This is a genomic window from Pseudomonas sp. 21LCFQ010 (genome assembly GCF_024129905.1).
Lineage (GTDB): Bacteria > Pseudomonadota > Gammaproteobacteria > Pseudomonadales > Pseudomonadaceae > Aquipseudomonas.
This window is the reverse complement of the sequence record NZ_JAMYDZ010000013.1, coordinates 89976-113240: the sequence shown is the minus strand read 5'-3', so window position 1 is coordinate 113240 and position 23265 is coordinate 89976. Positions and strand designations below refer to the sequence as shown.

Genomic DNA, 23265 nt, shown 5'->3' with positions numbered 1-23265 from the left:
CAAACAACAACGGCGCCCGAAGGCGCCGCGTTCATCTGGCACAGCCCGAGTACTCAAATATCCATGCGTTTAGCCTGCTCCACCCCGGCACTGCTCAGTTTGATAGGAAAGGTGATCTGCGGCTCGTCCTGTTCGGACGTGACCGGCTGACCATGGATCAGGTTACGTGCCTGCAAATCCTTGAGGGTTTGGGCGACGACCTTCTCACCCCGGTAGTTGTCCAGAATTTCCTTGCCCAGCCCGGCCGGGTGGGCGTGCAGTAAACGGGTAAGAACTTCGCGCTCCAGTTCGTTATTGCTCATAGCGACCTCTCTGGTTGCAATCGACGTTTGTACACCTTTAATGATCGGGTGCTACATCAGGTCTGACCCGAGCGGCCAACAGAGATTCAGACAGATTGCCGCAGGTTTGCCGTACACAGAAAAACGCCCGCAAATGCGGGCGCTTTCAAAGGCTCGGTTTCCGTTACCGGGTATTGCTGCCACGCAAGTGCGCCAGCAGCACCTGCAGCGGATGCAGTACCACCTTGCCATCCTGGCGCTTGACCTGGCTGCGGCACGAATAGCCGTCGGCGACCAGCCCGCCATCTTCGCCGTGTTTGGCGACCAGTGGCTGCCAGGACTGTTGGTAGATGATCGCGGAGGTCTGCACGTTACGGGTTTCGTGGCCGTAGGTGCCCGACATGCCGCAGCAGCCGCTGGGCAGTACGTCGAGCTTCAGGCCCAGGCGGCTATAGGCTTTCTGCCACAGGCCGACGCTACCCGGTTCGTTGGTTTTCTCGGTGCAGTGCGGCAGGAAGCGGAACACCTGGCCTGAAGCTTCACGCTCCGGCAGTTGAGCATCGACCAACCACTCCTGAGGCAGCAATACCGTGGGCGCCTGTTCGCCGAGGGTTTTGCTGTATTCCTGGCGATAGACCAGGGTCATCGCCGGGTCCAGTCCGACCAGCGGGATGCCGTAGGCCTGCAAGGTCCGCAGCGACTGGCTGTTGTAGGCAGCAGCTTTTTCGAAGGCGGCCATGAAACCCTGCACCTGCAGCGGCTTGCCGTTCGGCGCGAACGGCGCCAGGTACACCTGATAACCCAGACGGCTGATCAGTTCCAGCCAGTCGGCGGCCAGGTGAGTTTCGAAATACCGGGTGAAAGCATCCTGCACCACAATCACGGTGCGCTGGCGCTGTGCGTCGCTCAGCCGGGCCAAGCGTTCAGGGGTGGCGATGGCCACATTCCAGCGCGCGCAGGCGGCGCGAAAATCCATCAGGCTCAGCAGCGGGCTGTCGACCATGCCGGCCACGCGTTCCAGCAGGTAACGAACCGGTTTGGCGGCCATGATGGCGTTGTACAGCTTGGGGAAGCGCGCCATGTACGGAATGGTGAATTCCAGCGAACCGATCAGGTAGTCCTTGAGCGGGCGCAGGTAGCGGGTGTGGTACAGCTCCAGAAACCGCGAGCGGAAGTCCGGCACGTTGACCTTGATCGGGCACTGCCCTGCGCAGGATTTGCACGCCAGGCAACCGGCCATGGCCTCGTACACCTCGTGAGAGAAGTCCTGCTCGCCACGGCGCCGGCCCAGGCTGTTGCGCACCTTGCTGGTCAGCCCGGTGAAGAAACTGGCCGACCGCGCCCGCACGCTGGCCGCCAGCACGTCGATGTTTTGTTCGCCTTGCAGGCGCAGCCATTCGCGGATCAGCGAGGCGCGGCCCTTGGGCGAGTGGATGCGGTTGCGGGTAGCCTTCCACGACGGGCACATGGCGTCGTTGGGGTCGTAGTTGTAGCAGGCACCGTTGCCGTTGCAGTGCACGGCGCTCTCGTAGTGCTGCCAGACCCGCTCGTCGATGGTGCGGTCCAGGTCGCCACGCAGTTGCACTTCGTCAACCAGAGTCAGTTGCGCTTCGGGGCGCGTGGCCGGGGTCGCGATCTTGCCGGGGTTGAGCTGGTTGTGCGGGTCAAAGGCCGCCTTGAGCGCCTGCAACGACGGGTAAAGCTCGCCGAAGTAACCCGGCACATACTGCGAGCGCAGGCCCTTGCCGTGCTCGCCCCACAACAGGCCGCCGTGTTTCTGGGTGAGTGCGGCAACCTGATCGGAAATCGGCCGGATCAGGGCCGCCTGGGCCTGGTCTTTCATGTCGAGGATCGGCCGCACGTGCAGCACCCCGGCATCGACATGGCCAAACATGCCGTATTGCAGGCCGAAGCTGTCGAGCAGGTCGCGAAATTCCTGAATGAAATCGGCGAGGTTTTCCGGCGGCACGGCGGTGTCTTCCACGAACGGCTGCGGGCGTGCTTCGCCCTTGACGTTCCCCAGCAGGCCCACCGCACGTTTACGCATGGCATACACGCGGTTCACCGCCGCGCTGCCCACCGCCAGGGTGTGGCCGAGGCGCACCACCGAGGTATCCGTTTGCAGGTGTTCGATGAACTCGTGTACGCGGCGCTCGACGTCGTCCAGCTCATCACCGCTGAATTCGATCAGGTTGATGCCCAGCGTCGGGGTGTCCGGGTCAGCCGGGAAGTATTCAGCCACGCCGTGCCAGACGATGTCTTGCATGGCCAGCATCAAAACCTTGGAGTCCACGGTTTCGATCGACAGCGGCTTGTGCGCCATCAGCGCCTTGGCATCGCGCAGCGCTTCCATGAAGCCGGCATAACGCACGTTGACCAGAATCGAATGCTTGGGAATCGGCAGCACGTTCAGGCGCGCCTCAACGATGAAGCCCAGCGAACCTTCCGAACCACACAGCACGCTATTGAGGTTGAAGCGGCCATCCTGCTCACGCAGGTGCGCCAGATCGTAGCCGGTCAGGCAACGGTTGAGCGGCGGAAAAATGTCCTTGATCAGTTGCGCCTTTTCATCGGCGATACCCTGGGCGCAGCGGTAAACCTCGGCGGCACGGCCGCTGCCGGCTTTGGCGGAGTTGAGGGTGTCTTCGTCGATCACATGGCTGTACACCGAGCCGCCGCCGAGCAGGACGGTGTCCAGGTCCAGCACGTGGTCACGGGTCTTGCCATAGGTGCAACTGCCCTGACCGCTGGCGTCGGTGTTGATCATGCCGCCGATGGTGGCGCGGTTGGAAGTCGACAGTTCAGGGGCAAAGAACAGCCCGTGGGGCTTGAGCGCCGCGTTGAGCTGGTCTTTGACCACCCCGGTCTGGACCCGTACCCAGCGCTCTTCGACGTTGATTTCCAGAATCCGGTTCATGTGCCGCGACAGGTCGACCACCAGCCCGTCGGTCAGTGACTGGCCGTTGGTGCCGGTGCCGCCGCCGCGTGGGGTGAGGACGATCTGCTGGAATTCCGGGCTGCCGGCCAGGCGGGCAACGATCTCGACGTCATCCCGATCACGGGGAAATACCGCTGCCTGGGGCAGGCGCTGATAGATCGAGTTATCAGTGCCCAGTACGGTACGTGAGCCATGATCCCTGGCAATTTCTCCGGCAAAGCCTGACTGGCCAAGGGCGGTAAGGAAGCGCTCGTAGAGATCGGCCTGTCCGGTGACGGGTTTGAGCTGGGCAATCATGGCGGTATTTCCTGATGCTAAGACTTTTTATATGCAGAACACGTAGCCCGGGACCAAGCCCGGATACGCTGCTATTCACGGTTAGCCGCGATTTTGCGTAAGATCCATGCGCACGGCAAATGTAAATCCTGGCCGTTTTGCATGACTTTTATGAATGAGCCCTGTGCATGAATCCGCGTCGTCTTACCCCGTCCATGTCATTGCTGATCGCTTTCGAGGCGGCGGCCCGGCATGGCAGCTTCACCAAGGCCGCCGATGAGCTGGCGCTGACCCAGAGTGCGGTGAGCCGTCAGGTTCAGGCACTGGAGGCGCAGCTGGAGGTCGAGCTGTTCAAGCGCGATGGCCGGCGCATCGAACTGACCACCGCAGGCGCGCTGTACCAGCATGAACTGGCCGCCGCACTGGGGCGCATCCGCAGCGCCACCTTACAGACCATCGCCCACAAGTCGCAAAGCGGCACCTTGAGCCTGGCAGTGCTACCGACCTTTGGCTCGCGCTGGCTGCTGCCGCAGATGCATGACTTTTATGCCCGGCACCCCGGCTCGGTGGTGCATATCCATTCGCGCATTGCCTCAGGCGACCTGAGCGCCGCTTCGGCGGATATGAATGCGCTGATTTGCGTCGGTAACGGCAGTTGGCCGGGGTACATTGCGCATCCGCTGATGGCCGAGGAACTGCTGGTGATTGCCAGCCCGAGCGCCCTGCCCGACCATGCCGGCATGCGCCCTGCGGATGTCGCCCAGCGTTCGCTGCTAAGCGTGGTATCGCGGCCCAACGCCTGGTCGGACTGGTTCGAGCATCATGGGCTGGACCACCACATCATGCGCCCGGGGCCGAGTTTTGAGGTGACCTCGCATTTGATTCAGGCGGTAGCGGCCGGGATTGGCATTGCGCTGGTGCCCAGTGTGCTGGTGCGCGATGAGCTGGCACGTGGCGAGCTGGTCAGCCTGTTTGCACCGATGGACAGCGGACGCCGCTATTACCTGGCCTATCCGACCCGCTTCCAGAACCTGCCGGCGCTGGTGGTGTTTCGGGATTGGCTGTTGAACAGTTTGTAGGAGCGAGTCTGTCTGTTTTCAATACCCACGCTCAAAATCCACTACATCACCCAGCGGCTGGTCTTTGTGATAACGCAGCAGGTTGGCGACGAAGTGTTCGACGATGTTGTGCCAGATCACGCCGCTGGCCGGGGATACGTGGGGCGACAGGCGCACTTTGGGGTGTTTGTAGAAGGGGTGGTCAGCCGGGGTCGGTTCTACGGCGGTGACGTCGAGGGTGGCGCGGCTGAGCTGGCCGGCGTCCAGCGCGTCGAGCAGCGCGGCTTCGTCGATCAGGCTGCCGCGGGCGATATTGACCAGGTGCAGGCCCGGTTTGGCGTGGCTGAGCAGAGCCTTGTCGACCAGTTGCCGGGTGGATGAGGTGGCCGGTGCGGCCAGTACCACGTGGTCGGATTCGGCGAACAGTTTTTCCAGGCTTTCGGCGCGTTCGACTCCCGGTACATCGAAGGGTTTGCCCGAACGGTTCACCGCGATCACCCTGACCCCAAGCGCTTGAGCCCGCACTGCCAGGTCACGGCCGATGGCCCCAAAGCCGACGATGCCCAGCGTGCTGCCGCTCAGTTGTTGCAGCGGGAAGCGCTGCCACTGTTCGGCGCTGTCGATCCAGACCTGCGGAAACTGTTTGACCTGGGCCAGGATCGCCGCCAGGGCAAATTCGGCCACCGCCACCGACGCGGTGCCACGCGCCGACGACACTGGTAATTGATCGAACAGCCAGGCCGGGTAGCCGTCGATGCCCGACGAGGTCAGTTGCACCCACTTGAGGTTGAACGGCCAGCCCGCCGGCTGCTCCGGCAGTTCCTGAGTGAGGAAGTTACCGAAGAACGGCCGGGTCAGCAGAATGCTCGCCTCAGGCGGCACCTGCGGCGCGCCCTGGCCGATGGCAACGATGGTGTACTCCGGCAGGCGCTGGCGCAGCAGCGCGTTGATTTCTTCATCGTGCTGGCTGGCGATCACGGTGTGGGACATGGATCAGTTCCTGTTTTGATTTGCTTGATAAAGCGATGCTAGCAATCCGCGCGTGATGCCGAAAATGAATTAAAAATATAAGCTAATATGCATTTCCATAATTAAGCGCCAACGCAGCTTCAGGTACTTGAGTATCGAGCCAGAGCCTTCCCGGCACATCAGCGAGCAACTTCGCGGTGTAGTCGGACGACGGCGCCTGAAACACCTGCTCGCAGGCGCCCTGCTCCACCACCTTACCGTCGCGCATCACCACGACATGATCGGAAATCTGCCGCACCACGGCCAGGTCATGGGAGATGAACAGATAACTCAGGCCCAGACGCTGCTGCAATTGCCCCAGCAGCTTGAGGATCTGCGCCTGCACCGAGGCATCCAGCGCCGACAGCGCTTCGTCGAGCACCAGCAGCTCCGGCTCCAGCGCCAGGGCACGGGCAATCGCCACGCGCTGGCGCTGACCGCCAGACAACTCACCGGGCTTGCGCTGCAACAGATGGGCCGGCAGTTCGACCTGCTCCAGCAGACTCGCCGCACGCGCCCGGCGTGCAGCGCGCTCGCCAATGGCAAACGCATGCAGCGGCTCGCTGATGATCTGCTCCAGGGTCCAGCGCGGGTCAAGTGACGCGTAAGGGTTCTGGTAGACGATCTGGATGCGCTGGCGCAGGGGCTGCCAGGCACGCCGCGACAGGCGGCTCAGGTCTTGCCCGGCAAACAGCAGCTGGCCACGGTCGGCGCGCTCCAGGCCGAGAATCAGCCGCGCCGTGGTCGACTTGCCCGACCCCGACTCGCCCACCAGGCTGGTGGTGCCATGGCGTAGCACATTGAACGAGACCTCGTTGACTGCGGCGCGCCCCGGCTGGCGCCAGGTAGAGAAATCCTTGCGCAGCAAATGCACCTGCAACAATGGCTCGGCACGCAACACCCTGTCACGGCGCGGGCGTGATGCCTCGCTCAGGGTGGGCGCGGCGTTGAGCAATTGCTGCGTGTAGGCGTGCGCCGGGTGCTGGAAAATCTGCTGCGCCGGGCCGCTTTCAACGATGCGCCCGCGCTGCATCACGATCAGCCGGTCAGCGCGATCCAGCGCCACCCCAAGGTCGTGGGTAATCAGCAATACCGCTGTGCCGCGCTGGCGGGCCAGGGTTTGCAGACGATCAAGCACCTGGCGCTGCACCCCGACGTCCAGCGCACTGGTGGGCTCATCGGCAATGATCAGCGGTGGGTCGTTGGCCAGCGCAATGGCGATCAGAATGCGCTGGCGCATGCCGCCCGACAACTGATGCGGATAGCTGCGCGCAACCCGCTCGACTTCATTGAGGCCAACCTGCGCCAGCAACGCTGGCACCCGTGCGCGGGCCTCGCGGCGCGCTACACCGTGTACGGTCATGGCCTCGCTGAGTTGCTGGTCGATGCGTTTTACCGGGTCCAGCGACAGGCCGGGGTCTTGCGGCACAAAGCCCACCAGCCGGCCGCGGCGCTGACGCCACTGGCGCTCGCCCAGGCCGACCAGCTCTTCGCCGGCCAGGCGAATACTGCCGGCTTCAATCACCGAGTTACTGGCCAACAGGCCAATCAGCGCCCCGGCCGTGGTGGACTTGCCCGAACCGGACTCGCCCACCACTGCGACGATTTCCCCCGGATGGATGGCAAAACCCACCTGATCAATGCCCTCGACCCGCCCGGCGGTGCTGCGGTAACCGATGCGCAGACCTTCAACCTGCAAGATTGGCTGGCTCATGGGTGTTCTCCCTGAATGTCCTGAATGGCCCGCGCCAACTGGTTGGCCGCCAGCACCACCGAAGCCAGCACCAGCCCCGGCAGCGTGGTGTACCACCAGGCCGCGACCATGTAGTTGCGCCCTTCGGAAATCAGCAGCCCCCACTCCGGTTGCGGCGGCGGCGCGCCAAAGCCGAGAAAGCTCAAGGCCGACACCGACAGCACTGCCGCACCGAACTCCAGCGCCGCCAGGGCCAGCACCGGCGCCGCCGCATGGGCGAGAATGTGCCCACGAATGATCCCCCATGGCCCGACCCCGCTGACCAGCGCCGCCTCGACAAACAACCGGCTGCGCCAGTGCAGCACTTCGCCGCGTACCAGCCGGGCAAAGGTCGCCACTGACGACAGGCCCACCGCCAAGGCGATGTTCAGGGTGCCGAAGCCCAGTACGGTGATGATCGCCATGGCCAGCAACAGCGACGGAATAGCCATCAACACCTCGACCATGCGCATCAACAAGGCATCCAGCCGACCACCGAAATAGCCGGCGACTGTGCCCAGTACGATGCCCACCAACAAGGCGATCAGCACCGCCAGCGCGGTGGCTTGCAGCGACAACGCCGCCCCATGCACAGCGCGGCTGTACAGATCGCGGCCCAGATGGTCAGTGCCGAACCAGTGCTGCGCGCTGGGTGGTTGCAGCGCTTCGGCCGGCAGCCCCAGCAGCGGGTCCTGGGTGCTGAATAAAGTCGGCCAGAGCGCCCAGGCCAGCGTCAGGCTCAGCACGACGATGCCCAACGGCAGCAACGGCCGTTTGCGCAGCACCGGCCGCACGCGGGCCAGCCAGCCGGTGCCGTTTGCGGCATATAGAACGGTGCTGGTCATGGGGCACCTGCGCGGATACGTGGATCAAGCAACGGATACAGCAGGTCCACCAGCAGGTTGACCAGAATGAAGATCACCGCGGCGAGCAGCACCACGCCTTGCACCATGGGAATATCCTGATTGCTCACCGCTGCCTGAGCCAAACGCCCGACGCCCTCACGGGAGAACACGGTTTCGGTGACCACCGACCCCGCCAGCAGATTGCCCACCAACACCCCGGACAGGCTCAACACCGGCACCGCCGCGTTGTGCAGCAGGTGCACGAACAGCAAGCGCCGGCGGCTCAGCCCCTTGGCCAGCAGGCTTTCGGCGAACGGCTGGCGCGAGACATTGACCAGTGAGCGCAGCAGCACCTGGGCAATCACCGCCGCGGTGGGAATGGCCAGGGTCGAAGCTGGCAACACCAGCGCAGCAAAACCCTGGTTACCCATGGCCGGAAACCAGTGCAGCCTGAACGAGAAGCCTTGTAACAGCAGCAGCCCGACCCAAAACGTGGGCAACGACACCGACAACGCCGGCAGCCCGAGCAAGGCGTCGCGCAGCCAGCGCCAACGCACCAGGCTGGCGGCCAGCGCCAGACCGATACCGCCCAGTAACGCCAGGCACAACGCCAGCAGGCTCAACTGTGCGGTGGCGGGCAATGCCTGGAGCAAGGCCGCCGCCACCGGCTCGCCGCTCTGGATCGAATGGCCGAAGTCCAGTTGCAGGGCTTTGTACAAGGCAATGCCGTACTGCACCGCCAGCGGCTCGTCCAGATGGTATTCGGCGCGCAACGCCAGAATCTGCGCCTGATCCGCCGCCGAGGGTTCACCACTCTGGTTAAGCATGATGCTTACCGGGTCACTGGGCAGCGCATAGAGAATCACGAACGACACCGTGAACGCTGCCCACAGCACCACTGCGCTCTGCCACAGACGGTGCAGCGCGGCGGTTACGGTCTGGCGCCAAAACAATCCCTGGCCTGGCGCGCCAGGGCTGGCGGTTATCGTTGAAAGGTCAGTCATTGGGTTACCTATTGGAGAGCCCCTTGGAGAGCCGTGGCCCGTTCGCTGCTGAAGCAGCTCCTACAAAACGCGTACGGCGTTCATGGCTTCTGCAGCCAGGTATCGAAGAACTGCAAACGCGACGAGGCCTCGTAATGCAGACCGTGCACCCGCTTGCCATGGGCGATCACCGTGGCCAGTTCGATCAGCGGAATCACCTGGCCCTGTTCGATCAGCTCACGGCTCACCGCGTCGACCCGTTGCTGGCGCAGCGCCGGGTCGAGGGTGGCCGCCGGGGCTTCGAGCTGTTTGTCCAGCTCGCCTGGCTGACGCTTGCCATAGTTACGCCCGTTCACATGAAACAGCGTGCGCAGCACATCCGGGTCAGCGCGGGTCAGGTTGTAGAAATGCAGGCTGATATCGCCGCTGTTCATCAGTGCGGTGACCTGGCTGATGGTGGTACGGTTCAGCCGCAGCTCAACCCCGACGCTTTTCAGTTGCTGCTGGATAAGCTCCAGAATCGGCGTGTTCTGCCAGTAATCGACCTTCAGGCTCAGGCGCTGGCCGTCTTTCTGCCGGATGCCGTCAACGCCCGGCAGCCAGCCGGCCTCATCGAGCAGCCGCTTCGCGCCGTCAGGGTCATAGGTCAGCAGCGCGGAAAAGTCCGTGTAGAACGGCGTACTGCTGGCCAGCACCGAGGTCGCCGGGCGCTGGTAACGGGAAATGATGCTGCGCAGTTGCTCGCGATCAATCGCCTTGACCAGCGCCTGACGCACCCGCAGGTCGCGGTACAACGGGTTGCTCAGGTCGGGGGTGAGGTTGTACACCACCCCGGGGTTGGCGCGGGTCAGCAAGGGGATGCCCTGAGCCTCCAGGGTTTTCTCGTTCTGCGCCACCACCCCGGTATCGACGTCGATCTGCCCGGACAACAGGCTGCCCAGCCGCACCCCGGACTCAGGCACGATGATGAACTCGATGCCGTCCAGCCAGGCCTTGCCGGTGTGCGCCGCCAGTGACGAGCCCCAGTTGTAGTCGTCACGGCGTGACAGGCTGACCTTCTGGTTGTGCACGAAACTGTCGAGTTTGAACGGCCCGCTACCAATCAACTTGCCCTGGCAACGCTCGGCCGGGTCGCTGGCCAGCGTGGCCGGTGCCAGCAACCCCAGGCTCATGGTCGAGGTGGCCTGCAGGAACTGCGCATTGGGTTGTTTGAACTCAATGACCAGGGTACGGCTGTCGGGGGTGTCGATGCGCTGCAGGCCCGCCAGATACGTACCGGCCAGGATCGAGCGGGCGCCCAGGGCGATGATCTTCTCGAAGTTGGCCTTGACCGCCTGGGCATCCAGTGGCGAGCCATCGCTGAAGCTCACCCCGTCGCGCAGGTAAAAGGTAAAGCGCCGGGACTCGGCGTCGATCTCCCAGCGGCTGGCCAGCCACGGCACGATCTCGCCAGTCTGCGGGTCCTGGTCGGTCAGCGAATCGACCAGTTGCCGACCGACATTCAACGCGGTGTTATTGCCGGCCTGATGCGGATCGACACAGTTGGGGTCGCCATCCAGCGCGACCTTCAGCACCCCGCCACTGACCGGCGTGCCGACCGCCGCCTGGCTGGCAGGCGGCGACGACTCGCCACAGCCGGCCAGCAGCAAGGCCAATGCCAGCGCGGCGGGCTTGAACAACGTTTGCACCGGTTTGCTCATGCCACCTGCCCCGCTGTATGACGGTTGCGAATGTACGGCAAGCCCAGATTGTCGCGCAGGGTCTGGCCTTGGTATTCGGTGCGAAACAGCCCGCGGCGCTGCAACTCCGGCACCACTTCTTTGGCGAAGCCTTCGATGCCTTGGTGCAACCCGGAAAACATCACATTGAAGCCGTCGGCAGCATCGGCCTCGAACCACGACTGCAGGTCGTCGGCGATGCTCTGGGCGGTGCCGATCAGAATCCGGTGGCCGCCAGCGGTGAGCTTGTTGAACAGCTCACGCACGGTGGGCCGCTCGCGGCGGATCAGCTCGAACACCAGCTTCTGCCGGCTCTTGTGGGTGTTGGTATCGAACTGCTCCGGCGGCAGCGGCACCACCTCGTCGAATGGCAGCTCAGACAAATCAAAGCCCAGGCTGGCGAACTTCGAGATGCTGCGCAGAAAGGTCTTGGGTTCCAGCAGTTCCTGCAACTGGTCATAGCGGGCCTGCGCCTCAGCCTGGGTCTTGCCGACCACCGGAGAAACGCCGGGCAGGATCTTCAAGTGATCGGGGTTGCGGCCCAATTCTGCCGCCCGCGCCTTGATCTCGCGGTAGAACACTTGGCCCTGCTCGATGGTGTGCTGGGCGGTGAAAATCAGCTCACCGGCCCGCGCCGCCAAGGCACGCCCGGAGTCCGACGAGCCGGCCTGGGCGATCACCGGATAACCCTGCACGGGACGTGCGGCATTGAGCGGCCCACGGACCTGGAAGTGCTTGCCGTGGTGGTCGAGCACATGCAGCTTGGCGGTGTCGAGAAAACGCCCGCTGGCCTTGTCTTGCACAAAGGCATCATCGGCGTAGCTGTCCCACAGGCCGGTGACCACGTCATAGAACTCTTCGGCGCGCTCGTAACGGTCAGCGTGCAGCACATGAGCGTCGAGATTGAAATTCTCACCGCCGCCCAGCGACGTCACCAGATTCCAGCCGACCCGGCCACCGCTGAGGTGGTCGATATTGGCCAGCTTGCGGGCCACGTTGTAAGGCTCGTTATAGGTGGTGCTGGCGGTGCCGATCAGGCCGATATGCCGGGTGACCAGGGCCAGTGCCGGGAGCAGGATCAACGGGTCCCAGCGCACGCTGTTGGGGCCGCGCTCCAGCACCGCCAGGTCCGGTTCGACATTGACCGTGTCGTTGAAGAACAGCGCATGAAAACGGGCGGCTTCGAGGGTTTCGGCGATCCAGCGAAAGTGTTCGAAGTTACGAAACGAGTCAGGTGCGGCGCTCGCGTGGCGCCAGCTTGAACCCATGATGCCGGCGCTGGGGATGAACGCGCCGAGCAATAGTTGTTTCTGCGTTGTGCTCATGAAAGCTCCTACAGATCAGAAGTCATAGCTCAGGCGCGTGTACCAGAAGCCGCCATAAGGGTTGAACGGTGAGGCGTTGCCGAATTTCGGGAAGCCGTTGACGTCACCGGCCGGGTAGCCGTTGTTGTCGGCACGCACGTCGAACAGGTTGTTGGCGCCCACAGCCACGCCCAACTGGTCGGTGACCGCATAGGCGACTTCCAGGTCGGTGATCCACTTGGCGCCAAAGGTCGAGTCGAAGTTGGGGTTGGCATCGCGCACCGTGACCTTGTCGTAACGGGTCACGCCGAGGTTGATGTCGAAACGGTCGATCTTCCACTGGCCGCTGAGAATCAGCTTGGTCTCGGGGTTGGCCACGGTCAGGTAACCCTGGGCAACCCGGTCAAACAGCTCCAGCCCGCTGCCGGACAACGCCGCCGGCGTCGACTTGATGCTGTCCAGCTCGGTCTTGTTGTAGTTGAACGCCACGCCGTACTTGACGCTGCCGAAGCGCCCGTAATCGACCCGGTAGTCGGTAACCAGATCCACGCCACGGGTGGTGGTGTCTGCGGCGTTGGTGAAGTACTTGACCCGGTAACCGGGCGTATAACCCAGTTGCTGCAGCACCTGGTTGACCCCGCTGCCAAACAGAAAACCGGTCAGCGCCACCCGGTCCTTGATCTCGATCTGGTAGGCATCGAGGGTCACGTTGGCTTGCGGCAATGGCTTCCAGGTCAGGCCCAGGCTGATGTTGCGCGACTTCTCCGGGTCGAGGTCTTCGGCGCCCAGCGCGCGGGCCAGCGGCGAGTCGACCCGTGCGGTCTTGGCTTCGACGAACTGCGCCACGCCGTTGACCAGGGTGTACTGGTTAGAGGTCTGGGCATAGGTCGATTGCGACAGCGACGGCGCCCGAAAGCCATTGCTCAGCGTGCCGCGCAGGGCGAACTCCGGGGTGAAGTCGTAGCGCACCGAAACCTTGCCGCTGGCGGTGTTGCCCGAGCTGTCGTCATATTTTTCGAAGCGCCCGGCCAGGCCCAGGTACAGCTTGTCAGTGGGGTTGATGCCCAGGTCCAGGTAAGTGGCGTAGCTGTTGCGGCTGTTCTGCCCGGCGTCTTCCGGGGTCAGGGTGATCGCGCCTTGAGCACCCACGGCGGCGGGCTGGCCGGCCAGCGGCCCGCTCGGGTAGACATAGCCACCGTTGATCCAGGCTTCGACATCTTCGGACTGGGTCTTGTAGCGCTCGTGACGATGCTCGGCGCCCCACGACACTTGCAGCGGTTTGGCCAGACCGACATCAAAGGCGCGGGTCAGGTCGAGGTTGCTGGTCCACTGATCGAAGGTGTTGGTGTAACTGTCGAAACGGGTCGGGCTGCCGGGGCCCAGCGAGGCGTTAAGGCTCTCGTCCGAGCCGGCCAGCGACTTGGCGCGGCCAAAGGTCGAACTCAGGTCCCAGTGCCACTCGGCGAGCTGGCCCTTGGCACCGGCAGCGGCCTGAAAGTCGGTCTCGTCCAGGGTGTAGAACGGTGCGGTGCCGTCCGGGTAAATCTGCGGGATGATGTTGGTCGAGTTGGGCCGCCGGAAGTTCTGCCCGCCCCTGGCATCGCGCTGGCTGTAGGTCGAGAACGAGTACAGGGTCAGGTCGTCATTGACCGGCAGTTCGGCGTTATAGCTGAGGTTGTAGCCCTTGATCTTCGGCAGACCGTTGCGCTGCGGCTGGCGGTCGGCGCCGGCCTCGCGTGCATCGCCGGGAAAGTAGAAGTTACCGGTCGCGTCCCTGGAGCGCACCGCCGTCTGTTGCGATTTGGCATCCACCGAGACGTTGAAAAAGCCATCGTTGGGCAAGGCAAAGCCGGAGTTGACCGCACTGCGAATCGTCCCGCCGTCGCCGCCTTCGTAGTATTCGCCATACTGGGTGCTGACCGAGCCGCCATGGTCGGTCTGTTTGAGGATGATGTTGATCACCCCCGCGATGGCATCGGAGCCGTACTGCGCCGAGGCACCGTCGCGCAGCACTTCCACATGGTCGATGGCGCTGACCGGAATCAGGTCCAGGTCCACCGGGTTGGTGCCATAGGCGGCAGTGGAATCGAGGTTGATCACCGAGCTGTTGTGGCGCCGCTTGCCATTGACCAGCACCAGCACGTTGGAACCGTTCAGGCCGCGCAGGCTGTAGGGCCGGGCAATGCTGTCGTTGGAGCTACCCGACGGCCGCTGACTGAACGACGGCAAAGCTTTTTCCAGCGCGCCGCGCAGGCTGGCCTGGCCGGTTTTTTCCAGTTGCGCGCCGCTGACCACATCAATAGGCGCCGGGCTGCTGGTCACGGTGCGGGCTTCACTGCCGCGTGAGCCGGTGACCACCACGGTTTCCAGGCTTTCAACAGGTTCGGCAGCATGCACCGGCAACAGCGTGAAGCCAGCCAGCAGCATCGGTGCCAGCGCCAGGGAGGGCTGAGGGAAGGTCAGTTTCATAAGGGATCAGGCTTCCAGAATGGTTTTAAAATCGTCGCGCCACAGCGGTCGTACATCGACGCGCTGGCGAATCAGGCGATGCTCGAAAAAGCTGTCAGCGACCTGCTGCGCCGAGACGATGGCCGGCTCGCTGATCGGTGCCAGACGCACCGGCTGGCCACGCTCACGGAACTGGCGCAGGTACAACTCGGCACTGATGCCGGTCAGTTCACTGCTGCGCTGTGCCCAGGCTTCGGGGTTGGCCGCCACCCAGGCCCAGGTGGCGCGTTCGCGGCGCAGAAAGTCGGCGATCTGCGCCCGCTTGGCCGGGTCATCCAGAGCATCACGCCGCGTCGCAATCACCGTATTGCCCACGAACGGGCTGGCGTTTTCCAGACGCGCCCCTTGCTTTTGCTCAGTGGCCTGCAAGGCGCTGATACCACCGGCCACCAGCGCATCCAGGTGCCCGCTGCGAAAGGCGATCAGCGCTTCCTGCATGGGCATGGGCACCGGCTTGATGTCTTGCAGAGTCAGGCCGTGGCGGCTGAGCAGATCGAGCAGGTAATACTGGGTATTGGTGCCGCGCACATAGCTGACGCTACGACCTTTGAGGTCGGCGACTTGGGCGATGCCACTGCCCGCCCCCACCACCAGGCCAAGGTCCTGGCGGTCACCGGGCAACAGCGCGACCACTGCCAGCGGCACTTGGGCCAACGAGGCAAAAATCGGCGGCACGTCGCTCATCTGGGTGTAATCCAGACTGCCGCTGCGCAGCGCCTCAAGCACGATATTGCCCCCGGCAATGTCGACCCACTGCACCGGGTACGGCGTGTCAGCCTGGCCGGCCAGCTCGATGAACGACGCCGCCGAGCCCTTATAGCGCCAGACCCGCAGCGGTTCCTGCGTAGCCGCCAGTGCCGGAGCCAGCAGCCCGGCGGCGCCCAGCGCGGCCGCGCCACGCAGCAGCTTGCGTCGTGTCAGGTCGGTCATGATCAACCGCCTCAGTCGAGCAAGTCAGGCTGTTGGGCGATGATCTCGTCCCACAGCGGCTGGAAGTTCAGCCACGAAAACAGCTCGTTGCGGGGGCGGCTTTGCGCAGTGACCGGGTCGGTTTGCGGCACCACCGGCACACCGGCAGCACGGGCCAGCAAATGCGAGCGCGCCACGTCCTCGGCCAGAATGAAGCGCCAGGCAGCGCTCTCGACCGTCTCACCGACCGTCCAGACCCCGTGGTTCTGCCAGAACAGCAAGTTGTTGTTGGCAAAGCTGTCGACAAACGCTGCGGTCACTCGATCACGGTCGTTGTCGAGGCGGCCGTCGCCGCTGCGCAGCTCATGGCGGCGGAAGATCGCCTGATCGTCAACAAAGGCACCGGCCTCGGCGGTAATGGGCTCGAACAACTGGCCAAGCGCTGACCAGGTGCGGCCATAAAAGCCGTGCAAGTGGGCGATGCCGACCACCTCAGGGCGCGCATTCTGGATACCGTCGTGCAGCTCCAGCGCGCTGGTGTTAAGCAGGCCTTCGCCCTCCACCACCTGCCCCTCACGGTTGACCCGCAACAGGCTGGACACGCTGATTTGCGAGAACGGCACACCCAACGGGTTGATCCAGTAATGCTCCGGTTCGATCGGGTCGCGGGCAGTGAAATGCCCGGCCAGCCCGACTTCGAACCCGTAGCGGGCAAACAATCGATAAGACGCCGCCAGACGCTGCTTGCGGTGCAGGCGCTCCTGCTGGAGGTCGTCGTGGTGCGGCACCGCCTCAAGGTTCAAGCGGTTATTGCCATGGGGCAGGCTCAGCAAGCTGTTGGAATAAGGTTGTCTCTGGCTCATGCCGGTTACTCGTGCTGGCGCTCGGCTTGGCGAGCTTTATTCAGAGCGAACACAGGCGCAAAGCGCCGTGCTGGGCTCAGGTTCGGGTTCGGACTCGGGGTCGATAAGGAGGATCTACGTCTGGGGCGACGGATCGGCAGGCAGTGTCAGGTGCTCATGTACAGGAACCCTCGCATGGAATCGATATGGCTACAGCTCTCCTCCACCGTGCGAGGGGTCGGGTCGAGCGCGATCTTGCTGGGCCGGAATGTCAAAAACGGCCTGGTGACCAGAGTGCGTGGCGATCCTGCCACGCGGCAAACGCACATCCATGCTGTGGCCGAGGATGCAGGGGAGCGTCATGAGCGGCCATGGCTAGAACATAAACGCAGGTTGATTGATCTGTAAAATTCCTTAATCGCATAACCTAATATTAATATTTGTTATTTATCGTTAACTTATTTATCTGAAAAGCGCATAAGAAAGCGCATTCGCCCGGCAGCGCTTCGAAACTATCGTTATTCAATATCGATATTTAAAAAATATTTTTAATACCTATAAGATCCATGCATCGAATGCCACCATTGCCGAACACCGGAGCATGCATGAACAAATCCACCCGCTTTCCTCGCCTCAGCCGCCTGGCCACCACACTGGGCCTGTGCACCAGCCTGCTGGCCGGCGCAGCCATGGTGCCTGCCACCGCCCAGGCTGAAGGCGAGATTCGCATCGCCGAACAGTTCGGCATCGTTTACCTGCTGCTCAACGTGGTGCGTGACCAGAACCTGATCGAGAAACACGGCAAGGCCGATGGCCTGGAGATCAAAGTCGACTGGACCCAACTGTCTGGCGGCTCGGCGGTGAACGACGCGCTGCTGTCTGGCTCGATCGACATTGCCGGCGCCGGTGTCGGCCCGCTGCTGACCATCTGGGACCGCACCAAGGACCGCCAGAACGTCAAGGCCGTAGCCTCGCTGGGCAACTTCCCTTACTACCTGCTCAGCAGCAACCCGAACGTGAAGACCATCGCTGACTTCACTGAAAAAGACCGCATCGCCGTACCGGCAGTCGGCGTCTCGGTGCAGTCGCGTTACCTGCAGTACGCCGCTGCGCAGCTGTGGGGCGACAAGGAATTCAACCGCCTGGACAAATACACCGTCAGCCTGCCGCATCCGGACGCCACCGCCAGCCTGATCGCCGGCGGCACCGAACTGAACGGCCACTTCTCCAACCCGCCGTTCCAGGATCAGGCACTGGCGAAAAACAAAGACGTGCACGTGGTGCTCGACACCTACAAACTGCTCGGCCCCAACTCACCGACCGTGCTGTTCGCCACCGAAAAATTCCGCGCCGAGAACCCCAAGACCTACAAGGCGTTCATCGAAGCACTGGGTGAGGCCGAGGCCTACATCAAGAAAGACATCAATGGCGCCGCCGACACCTACATCCGGGTCAGCAAGGCCAAGATCGACAAGGCCGAACTGCTGAAGATCATCGACAAACCCGAGTTCCAGTTCACCACCACCCCGAAGAACACCTACCCGCTGGCTGAATTCCTGTTCCGCGTGGGCGCGATCAAGAACAAACCGGCCTCATGGCAGGACTACTTCTTCCAGGACTCGTTCAAGCCGTTGCAGGGCAGTTGATGGCGGGTTAGCGATAGAAAAAGCGCAACCTGTGGTGAGCAGGCTGCGCTTTTTTATATTTGCTCGATATAGCCCACGATCTACAGCTCATTTCGCTCCAGGGTTTAGAAGCATTTCAAGATCTATCGCCTTTCCCATCGCCTGATAACCTGCTCTGTTCGGATGGACTCCGTCGCCCGGGCCGCCGATCGTGCTGTCTGGCACGAATTGCTTTTGCAATTTTCCCGAGGCGGGATCGCGGGTAGCCAGGTCAAAATCAACATAGCCGTCGAATAACTGACTCGACCGGATAAAGTCATTTAACGCTTTGCGTTTATTGTCTTGCTCGAGACTTCCATGGGCAGCGCTGGTACTGCCGTAAGCCGTCGTTAGGGTTGCACCTATGATGCGAACACCGCTTACACACTCACGCAATTTTGCAATCGCGCCCGTCATTCCCTGGATGACGTCATCTAGCGAGGCCCTGCCGTTCTCGCTAAAGTCATTTATACCTTGCATCCAGATCACCGTCGAAACGCCAGACAGCTTGACAATGTCCGTGTCAATTCGTGATACAGCGGCCGGTCCGCCCCGAAAGGCCTGCTGCGCAGTATAGACACTTGGGCCAATGATCTGATTGCCACCCATCCCAAGGTTTACAACCGAAAATTTATCGCCATAAGCGGCATGTAAGCGCTGGTTCAGAACATCCGGCCAGCGATCATCACCATTTAACGTTGACCCCACACCGTCGGTGATTGAGTCACCCAATGCGACGACAACTTGTGTATCGCCAGGCATACGCATATCCACAACATCAAGAAAGTAAGTGGATATCGTGCTGTAAGGCAGCTCCAGCCCGGCGTCATCATTCGCAGACGCAACGGTGTTGGGGTTGCTTAGATAGGAAGTGCTCAGCGACTTGGCGTGCCATGTCATCGGCCCACTCGAACCTACGACAGCGAAACTGACGGCTATTTTCCTTCCCTCCAGCAGAGGGAATGCCTGTTTATGAATCGGCAGCTCAACAGCATCGCTCCAGACAGACTCCCCGGCGGGAATGATCACTTTACTTTGGCCCGCGAACAAAACCGGTCGACTGCTGCCTGCCACGATTGAAGACCCGTAAGCATGCAAGCCGACAGAGACTCCCTCAAACACCACCGACTGTGTACCAAATGAGTTTGATAGTCGAATACGGGCATGTGAGCCCCAGCGACTGGGCCGAACGATGAGGCGGAAACTCTGGTTGTTCGCCCCGCTCGCCTCATCTGGAAACGCATACTGTAAATCAGGCTGAGCGGCAGGATTTCCAACCGGATAAGGGCCCTGCTCGGCTGCCGCCCATACGGAAATCCATTTGCTGTCAGGTTCCGGACTTGAGTGAGCGCCAGGGTTCAACATATTGCTTGGTAAGATCATGGCCATCCTTGTTATGTTTATTCGGCGTATATCATTGACCTGGTTTTTCGAGCAGACCGAGGCCGCGATGAGCGAGCCTGCAACACAGGTTTTTACTGTTAGTTTGCCTGCCCACCTTGCAGATAAGGCCCCAGATCCTCGCCAGCCTGCTCTTCAAGCAAGCCAACCGTAACCGCTATCCCCGCCTGCTGAAGAATCGCGATACCCGCGCCAGCATTACGCGGGTCAGGGTCCAGCATCGCGACATGCACCCGCTTGATCCCCGAACTGACCAGAGCCAGCGCACAGGAAGGCGTGCGCCCCGCAAACGAGCAGGGTTCCAGCGTCACATAGGCCGTCAGCTCATCGAGGCCTGGCGCCAACCGGGACAGCGCCATCGCCTCCGCATGATGCTGCCCCGGCGGCTGCGTGTAGCCGCTGGCGACAACGACGCCATGGCGCACGATGACGCAGCCCACCGGCGGGTTCGGCTGGCAGCCCGGCAATGCGCGCCGGCCCTGCTCCAGTGCCTGGCTCATGAACAAGCGGTCTGATTCCGAGAATATAGAGTGCTCAGCGGTTAGCGACATGGCTGAATCCTTGTGTTGCGGGATTGGATTGAGGAATGAAACAACTGCGCTCAGGATCAGGGTTTAATCCGCCCGCGAATCGCGATATCCAGACACCGCCAGACGATAAAGCCAATCAGCAGCACCTCACCAATACCAAACAGCAGGTTAAATAAAAAAGACCAGGGCTGCTCGAACAGGTAATAGGTGGTCGGGCGGGATCGAAAGCCGCTGACACTGAGCCTTCCAGTAAAGAACGCAGGTGCCAGAGTCATCACGCGGGTCAGTTCCAGCACCGCCATGAAGGCGGCCACCAAGGTGAGTACAACACGTGCCGGAACACCTATTGCCCCGGCCCCGTTGACTGTTCAGGCTTATCGCCTTTGCGCTGTTTTACCAAGCTGGCGCGAAAAGCCCCTTCCTTCAGGTGGGGGATGAAAGCGGAACCGCGAAGCGGTCATAGGGGTTAACATCCATAAAACCGCCCCTATTCTGTGTTTCATGACTTAAATGAAAGCGACCAAAACCCTCAAGGTTCGAGTGCGAGATAAGCACGCAGCGCAGCTGCGTGAAGCTTCTCGTGCTGTGAATTTTGTATGGAACTACGTAAACGAGTTGAGCAGTCGCTCGATTCGTGAGCATGGCCGTTTTCTGTCGGCGTTCGACATTCACAAGTACACCAACGGGGCCGGCAAAGACCTGGGACTGCACAGCCAATCGGTGCAGGCTGTAGCCGACGAATATGTCACACGGCGCAAGCAGTTCAAAAAGCGCCAGCTACGCTGGCGCTGCTCGGGCGGCGCTCGGCGCAGCCTGGGCTGGGTGCCCCTCAAGGCCGGCGCTGCTGTCTGGAAAAACGGCCAGGTCGTCTTCAACAGACAGCACTTCAAGGTCTGGGACAGCTACGGCCTGGCGGGCTTTAAATTCAGATCCGGTAGCTTCAACGAGGACAGCCGTGGACGCTGGTATTTCAACGTCGTGGTCGAGGTCGACCGCCAGTTATCGCCAGGCCAGGACGCGGTGGGTATCGACCTCGGACTGAAAACCACGGCCACCTGCAGCGACGGTGATCGCCTTGAAAGCGGCAGGTTCTACCGGGATCTGGAGAGAGCCCTGGGCACGGCCCAGCGCGCCGGCAAGAAGGCCCGTGTGCGGGCGATTCACGCCAAAATTGCGAACCGCCGCAAGGACTCCCTGCATAAGTTCAGCAACGCGCTGGTCGCGCGTTGTGGCGTCATTGTGGTGGGCGATGTGAACTCACTGAAACTCGCGAAAACCAGGATGGCCAAGTCGGTGCTGGACGCCGGCTGGGGCCAATTGAAAACGATGCTGGAATACAAATGCGATCACGCAGGCACGGTTTTCAAGGTTGTTAGCGAGAGAAACACCACCCAAACCTGTTCGAGCTGCAAGCAATTGCCAGACTCGAGGCCGAGAGGTATCGCAGGGCTTGGAATAAGAGAATGGACTTGTTGTGGGTGCGGTGTCACCCACGACCGCGACGTCAACGCCGCAAAGAACATTCTCGCGCTCGGGCATGAGCGTCCAATTGTGGGAATCCCAGCCCTTTAGGGCGGGGAGGATGTCAAATTCTTTGCAGCCATCTTGCTGGCCGTTGCCGGCGCAGTTATCGCAGTTGTAGCCGCGCCGCAGACCGGCTCAACAACCTCCGTGGGCACGGCCACCTGCAGATAATCAGCAAGTTCATGCAGCCACACATCAGTGCGCTTGCTGCCCGGCACTACCGGAACATTCTGGTTTGTCAAACGTTGCTCAACGCCATCGCGCATCACCAGCCACAGCTGGGTATCGCGGACCTTGGCGCCTTTGCTGCGGCGCAGTTCCAGCTGTTTGGGGGATTTGATACTGAACACCGCCTGCACACGTTCGCGGCGTCCAAACAGGTTTCGGGTAATGCGCTGACCTTCACCCTTGACTCGCGAAAACACAAAGCTCTCACGGGCACCGGTGTACACCAGCATCAACAGCGCAAGGGCGGGAATCAACAGCATCAGGACGCCGAACATCAGCGCATGCAGCGGATGCATATCTGCCAGCGTCGAGCTTTCATCGGTGACCGCGAACACGACACCCGCAATCGGCAGGCTCAAGGCAATGGCGCACACCAATAGCACGACAGCGACCTGCACCTGATTGCGAGAGTGGATGTGCAGATCATCCTGCGCAGAGCGTTCGAACCGGTAGCCAATCAATATGCGCTACTCCTGGGTAATTTCGCCGACTTGACCAAGCAGTTGCATCGGCGCTGGGCAGTTTACTGGGTATTGGTGAGCGGCAGAGATCGGCCTGCAGCGGTCGGTTGACCTAGACACTACGCGCCTTTTAGCTTATCCCGCAGAAACTCAATAAACCGCTGGGTTTTCGCGGGTAACAGGCGCGTTTCAGTCAGCGCATAAACCGACACCGGCGATGCTTGCCATTGCGACAAGACTCTACGAAGCCTTCCGTCTGCAAGGTCCTGCGCGACGATGCCCTCAGGCAGCACTGCAATCCCCAGATCCAACGATGCCAGACGCCTGAGCATGCCTACGCTGTTGAGTTCAAATCGCCCTCCTACATGAATATCCACGCTCTCGGCATCGCGGGTCAGTGCCCAGCGGTCAGAACCTGTGCCATGCATCCGCAGACATTCATGGTTGACCAGCTCGGCTGGATGCTCGGGCTCGCCGAAAACCTCCAGGTATCGCGCAGAGGCATACAGCCCGCGCCCTATACTCGCGAGTTTGCGAGCGATGAGGTTCGAATTGGGTGGCTCCCCCATACGGATTACCAAATCCACCGGATCGCTGATCAAATCGACCTGACGCGGGCTCAGGTCAAAATCGAAACTGATACCGGGATAGAGCCTGGCGAACTGCGCAATGAGTGGGGCCAGATAGACCGTCGCGAAGTCGACCGGAAGCGACGCGCGCAGTAGCCCGCTAGGCCGGGCGAGCATTTCCCCCAATTGTTCGTGCGCCAGACGGGCTTCTTCGACGATCCGTTTGCAGCGCTCAAAGTACACCTGACCCGCCTCGGTCGGCTCGATCTTGCGCGTTGTGCGGTGCAGTAGTCGCAAGCCAATCGCTTTCTCCAGCTCACTGATGCGCCGCGACAACGTCGAGTTGGGTATCCCCAGCGTTTGCGCCGCCCGGGTAAAACTGCGCGCTTTCACGACCTCGACAAACAGCGCCATGTCATTAAGAAACTCCAATTCATTATCCCATCAGTGGATTAGTCATTTCGATTCTAATGGATTTATCCCACA

At 61.8% G+C, this 23265-nt stretch carries 19 protein-coding genes; 3 read left to right on the top strand and 16 right to left on the bottom strand.

Features of this window, described 5'->3' with window-relative positions; genetic code table 11:
- Positions 1-53 precede the first annotated feature (53 nt).
- Together NJC38_RS16380 and NJC38_RS16375 are read right to left on the bottom strand one after the other, a co-directional pair.
- Positions 54-302, bottom strand: coding sequence for a hypothetical protein (locus tag NJC38_RS16380; protein ID WP_253115809.1), 249 nt, complete (start codon positions 300-302; stop codon positions 54-56).
- Between the two features lie 163 nt (positions 303-465).
- Complete coding sequence (locus NJC38_RS16375) at positions 466-3516, bottom strand: FAD-binding and (Fe-S)-binding domain-containing protein (RefSeq protein ID WP_253115807.1); 3051 nt, start codon at positions 3514-3516, stop codon at positions 466-468.
- Positions 3517-3683: 167 nt separating this feature from the next.
- On the opposite strand from NJC38_RS16375, the gene NJC38_RS16370 reads away from it, so the two are divergent.
- Positions 3684-4574 carry a LysR substrate-binding domain-containing protein gene (locus NJC38_RS16370; RefSeq protein WP_045491742.1) on the top strand — a complete coding sequence of 297 codons (891 nt, stop codon included), beginning with the start codon at positions 3684-3686 and terminating at the stop codon, positions 4572-4574.
- A gap of 18 nt (positions 4575-4592) precedes the next feature.
- Here NJC38_RS16370 and NJC38_RS16365 read toward each other — a convergent pair whose 3' ends face one another.
- From NJC38_RS16365 to NJC38_RS16325, 9 genes are all read right to left on the bottom strand, one after another.
- On the bottom strand, positions 4593-5543 hold the full coding sequence (locus NJC38_RS16365) for a D-isomer specific 2-hydroxyacid dehydrogenase family protein (protein ID WP_045491745.1): 951 nt from the start codon (positions 5541-5543) through the stop codon (positions 4593-4595).
- A gap of 82 nt (positions 5544-5625) precedes the next feature.
- Positions 5626-7275, bottom strand: coding sequence for an ABC transporter ATP-binding protein (locus tag NJC38_RS16360; protein ID WP_253115804.1), 1650 nt, complete (start codon positions 7273-7275; stop codon positions 5626-5628).
- On the bottom strand, positions 7272-8138 hold the full coding sequence (locus tag NJC38_RS16355; RefSeq protein ID WP_253115802.1) for an ABC transporter permease: 867 nt from the start codon (positions 8136-8138) through the stop codon (positions 7272-7274). Before NJC38_RS16355 ends, NJC38_RS16360 begins: the two co-directional genes overlap by 4 nt.
- Positions 8135-9142 carry an ABC transporter permease gene (locus NJC38_RS16350; RefSeq protein WP_253115800.1) on the bottom strand — a complete coding sequence of 336 codons (1008 nt, stop codon included), beginning with the start codon at positions 9140-9142 and terminating at the stop codon, positions 8135-8137. Before NJC38_RS16350 ends, NJC38_RS16355 begins: the two co-directional genes overlap by 4 nt.
- Positions 9143-9222: 80 nt before the next feature.
- Positions 9223-10821 carry an ABC transporter substrate-binding protein gene (locus NJC38_RS16345; protein ID WP_253115798.1) on the bottom strand — a complete coding sequence of 533 codons (1599 nt, stop codon included), beginning with the start codon at positions 10819-10821 and terminating at the stop codon, positions 9223-9225.
- Positions 10818-12164 carry an LLM class flavin-dependent oxidoreductase gene (locus NJC38_RS16340; RefSeq protein ID WP_253115796.1) on the bottom strand — a complete coding sequence of 449 codons (1347 nt, stop codon included), beginning with the start codon at positions 12162-12164 and terminating at the stop codon, positions 10818-10820. The genes NJC38_RS16345 and NJC38_RS16340 overlap by 4 nt, the downstream gene beginning before the upstream one ends.
- A 15-nt stretch (positions 12165-12179) precedes the next feature.
- Positions 12180-14612 carry a TonB-dependent receptor gene (locus NJC38_RS16335; RefSeq protein WP_253115794.1) on the bottom strand — a complete coding sequence of 811 codons (2433 nt, stop codon included), beginning with the start codon at positions 14610-14612 and terminating at the stop codon, positions 12180-12182.
- Positions 14613-14618: 6 nt separating this feature from the next.
- Positions 14619-15581, bottom strand: a complete 963-nt coding sequence (locus NJC38_RS16330; protein WP_253115792.1) for an ABC transporter substrate-binding protein — start codon at positions 15579-15581, stop codon at positions 14619-14621.
- A gap of 11 nt (positions 15582-15592) precedes the next feature.
- Positions 15593-16423 carry a class II aldolase/adducin family protein gene (locus NJC38_RS16325; RefSeq protein WP_253115790.1) on the bottom strand — a complete coding sequence of 277 codons (831 nt, stop codon included), beginning with the start codon at positions 16421-16423 and terminating at the stop codon, positions 15593-15595.
- Positions 16424-17007: 584 nt separating this feature from the next.
- On the opposite strand from NJC38_RS16325, the gene NJC38_RS16320 reads away from it, so the two are divergent.
- Complete coding sequence (locus NJC38_RS16320) at positions 17008-18048, top strand: ABC transporter substrate-binding protein (RefSeq protein WP_253115788.1); 1041 nt, start codon at positions 17008-17010, stop codon at positions 18046-18048.
- 87 nt (positions 18049-18135) lie between these two features.
- Here NJC38_RS16320 and NJC38_RS16315 read toward each other — a convergent pair whose 3' ends face one another.
- The 3 genes from NJC38_RS16315 to NJC38_RS16305 all read right to left on the bottom strand — a co-directional run bounded on the left by NJC38_RS16315 (position 18136) and on the right by NJC38_RS16305 (position 20299).
- Positions 18136-19449 carry a GDSL-type esterase/lipase family protein gene (locus NJC38_RS16315; RefSeq protein WP_253115786.1) on the bottom strand — a complete coding sequence of 438 codons (1314 nt, stop codon included), beginning with the start codon at positions 19447-19449 and terminating at the stop codon, positions 18136-18138.
- A 98-nt stretch (positions 19450-19547) separates the two neighbouring features.
- Positions 19548-20018, bottom strand: coding sequence for a bifunctional diaminohydroxyphosphoribosylaminopyrimidine deaminase/5-amino-6-(5-phosphoribosylamino)uracil reductase RibD (locus tag NJC38_RS16310; RefSeq protein WP_253115784.1), 471 nt, complete (start codon positions 20016-20018; stop codon positions 19548-19550).
- Between the two features lie 56 nt (positions 20019-20074).
- Positions 20075-20299, bottom strand: a complete 225-nt coding sequence (locus NJC38_RS16305) for a hypothetical protein (RefSeq protein ID WP_253115782.1) — start codon at positions 20297-20299, stop codon at positions 20075-20077.
- 208 nt (positions 20300-20507) lie between these two features.
- On the opposite strand from NJC38_RS16305, the gene NJC38_RS16300 reads away from it, so the two are divergent.
- Complete coding sequence (locus NJC38_RS16300) at positions 20508-21569, top strand: transposase (protein WP_253115780.1); 1062 nt, start codon at positions 20508-20510, stop codon at positions 21567-21569.
- Here the strand turns inward: NJC38_RS16300 and NJC38_RS16295 are convergent.
- Positions 21566-22108 (bottom strand): hypothetical protein, encoded by a 543-nt coding sequence (locus tag NJC38_RS16295; RefSeq protein ID WP_253115778.1) that lies wholly within the window; start codon positions 22106-22108, stop codon positions 21566-21568. The two genes, NJC38_RS16300 and NJC38_RS16295, sit on opposite strands and share 4 nt — an antisense overlap.
- A gap of 221 nt (positions 22109-22329) precedes the next feature.
- On the bottom strand, positions 22330-23211 hold the full coding sequence (locus NJC38_RS16290) for a LysR family transcriptional regulator (protein WP_253115776.1): 882 nt from the start codon (positions 23209-23211) through the stop codon (positions 22330-22332).
- Positions 23212-23265 lie beyond the last annotated feature (54 nt).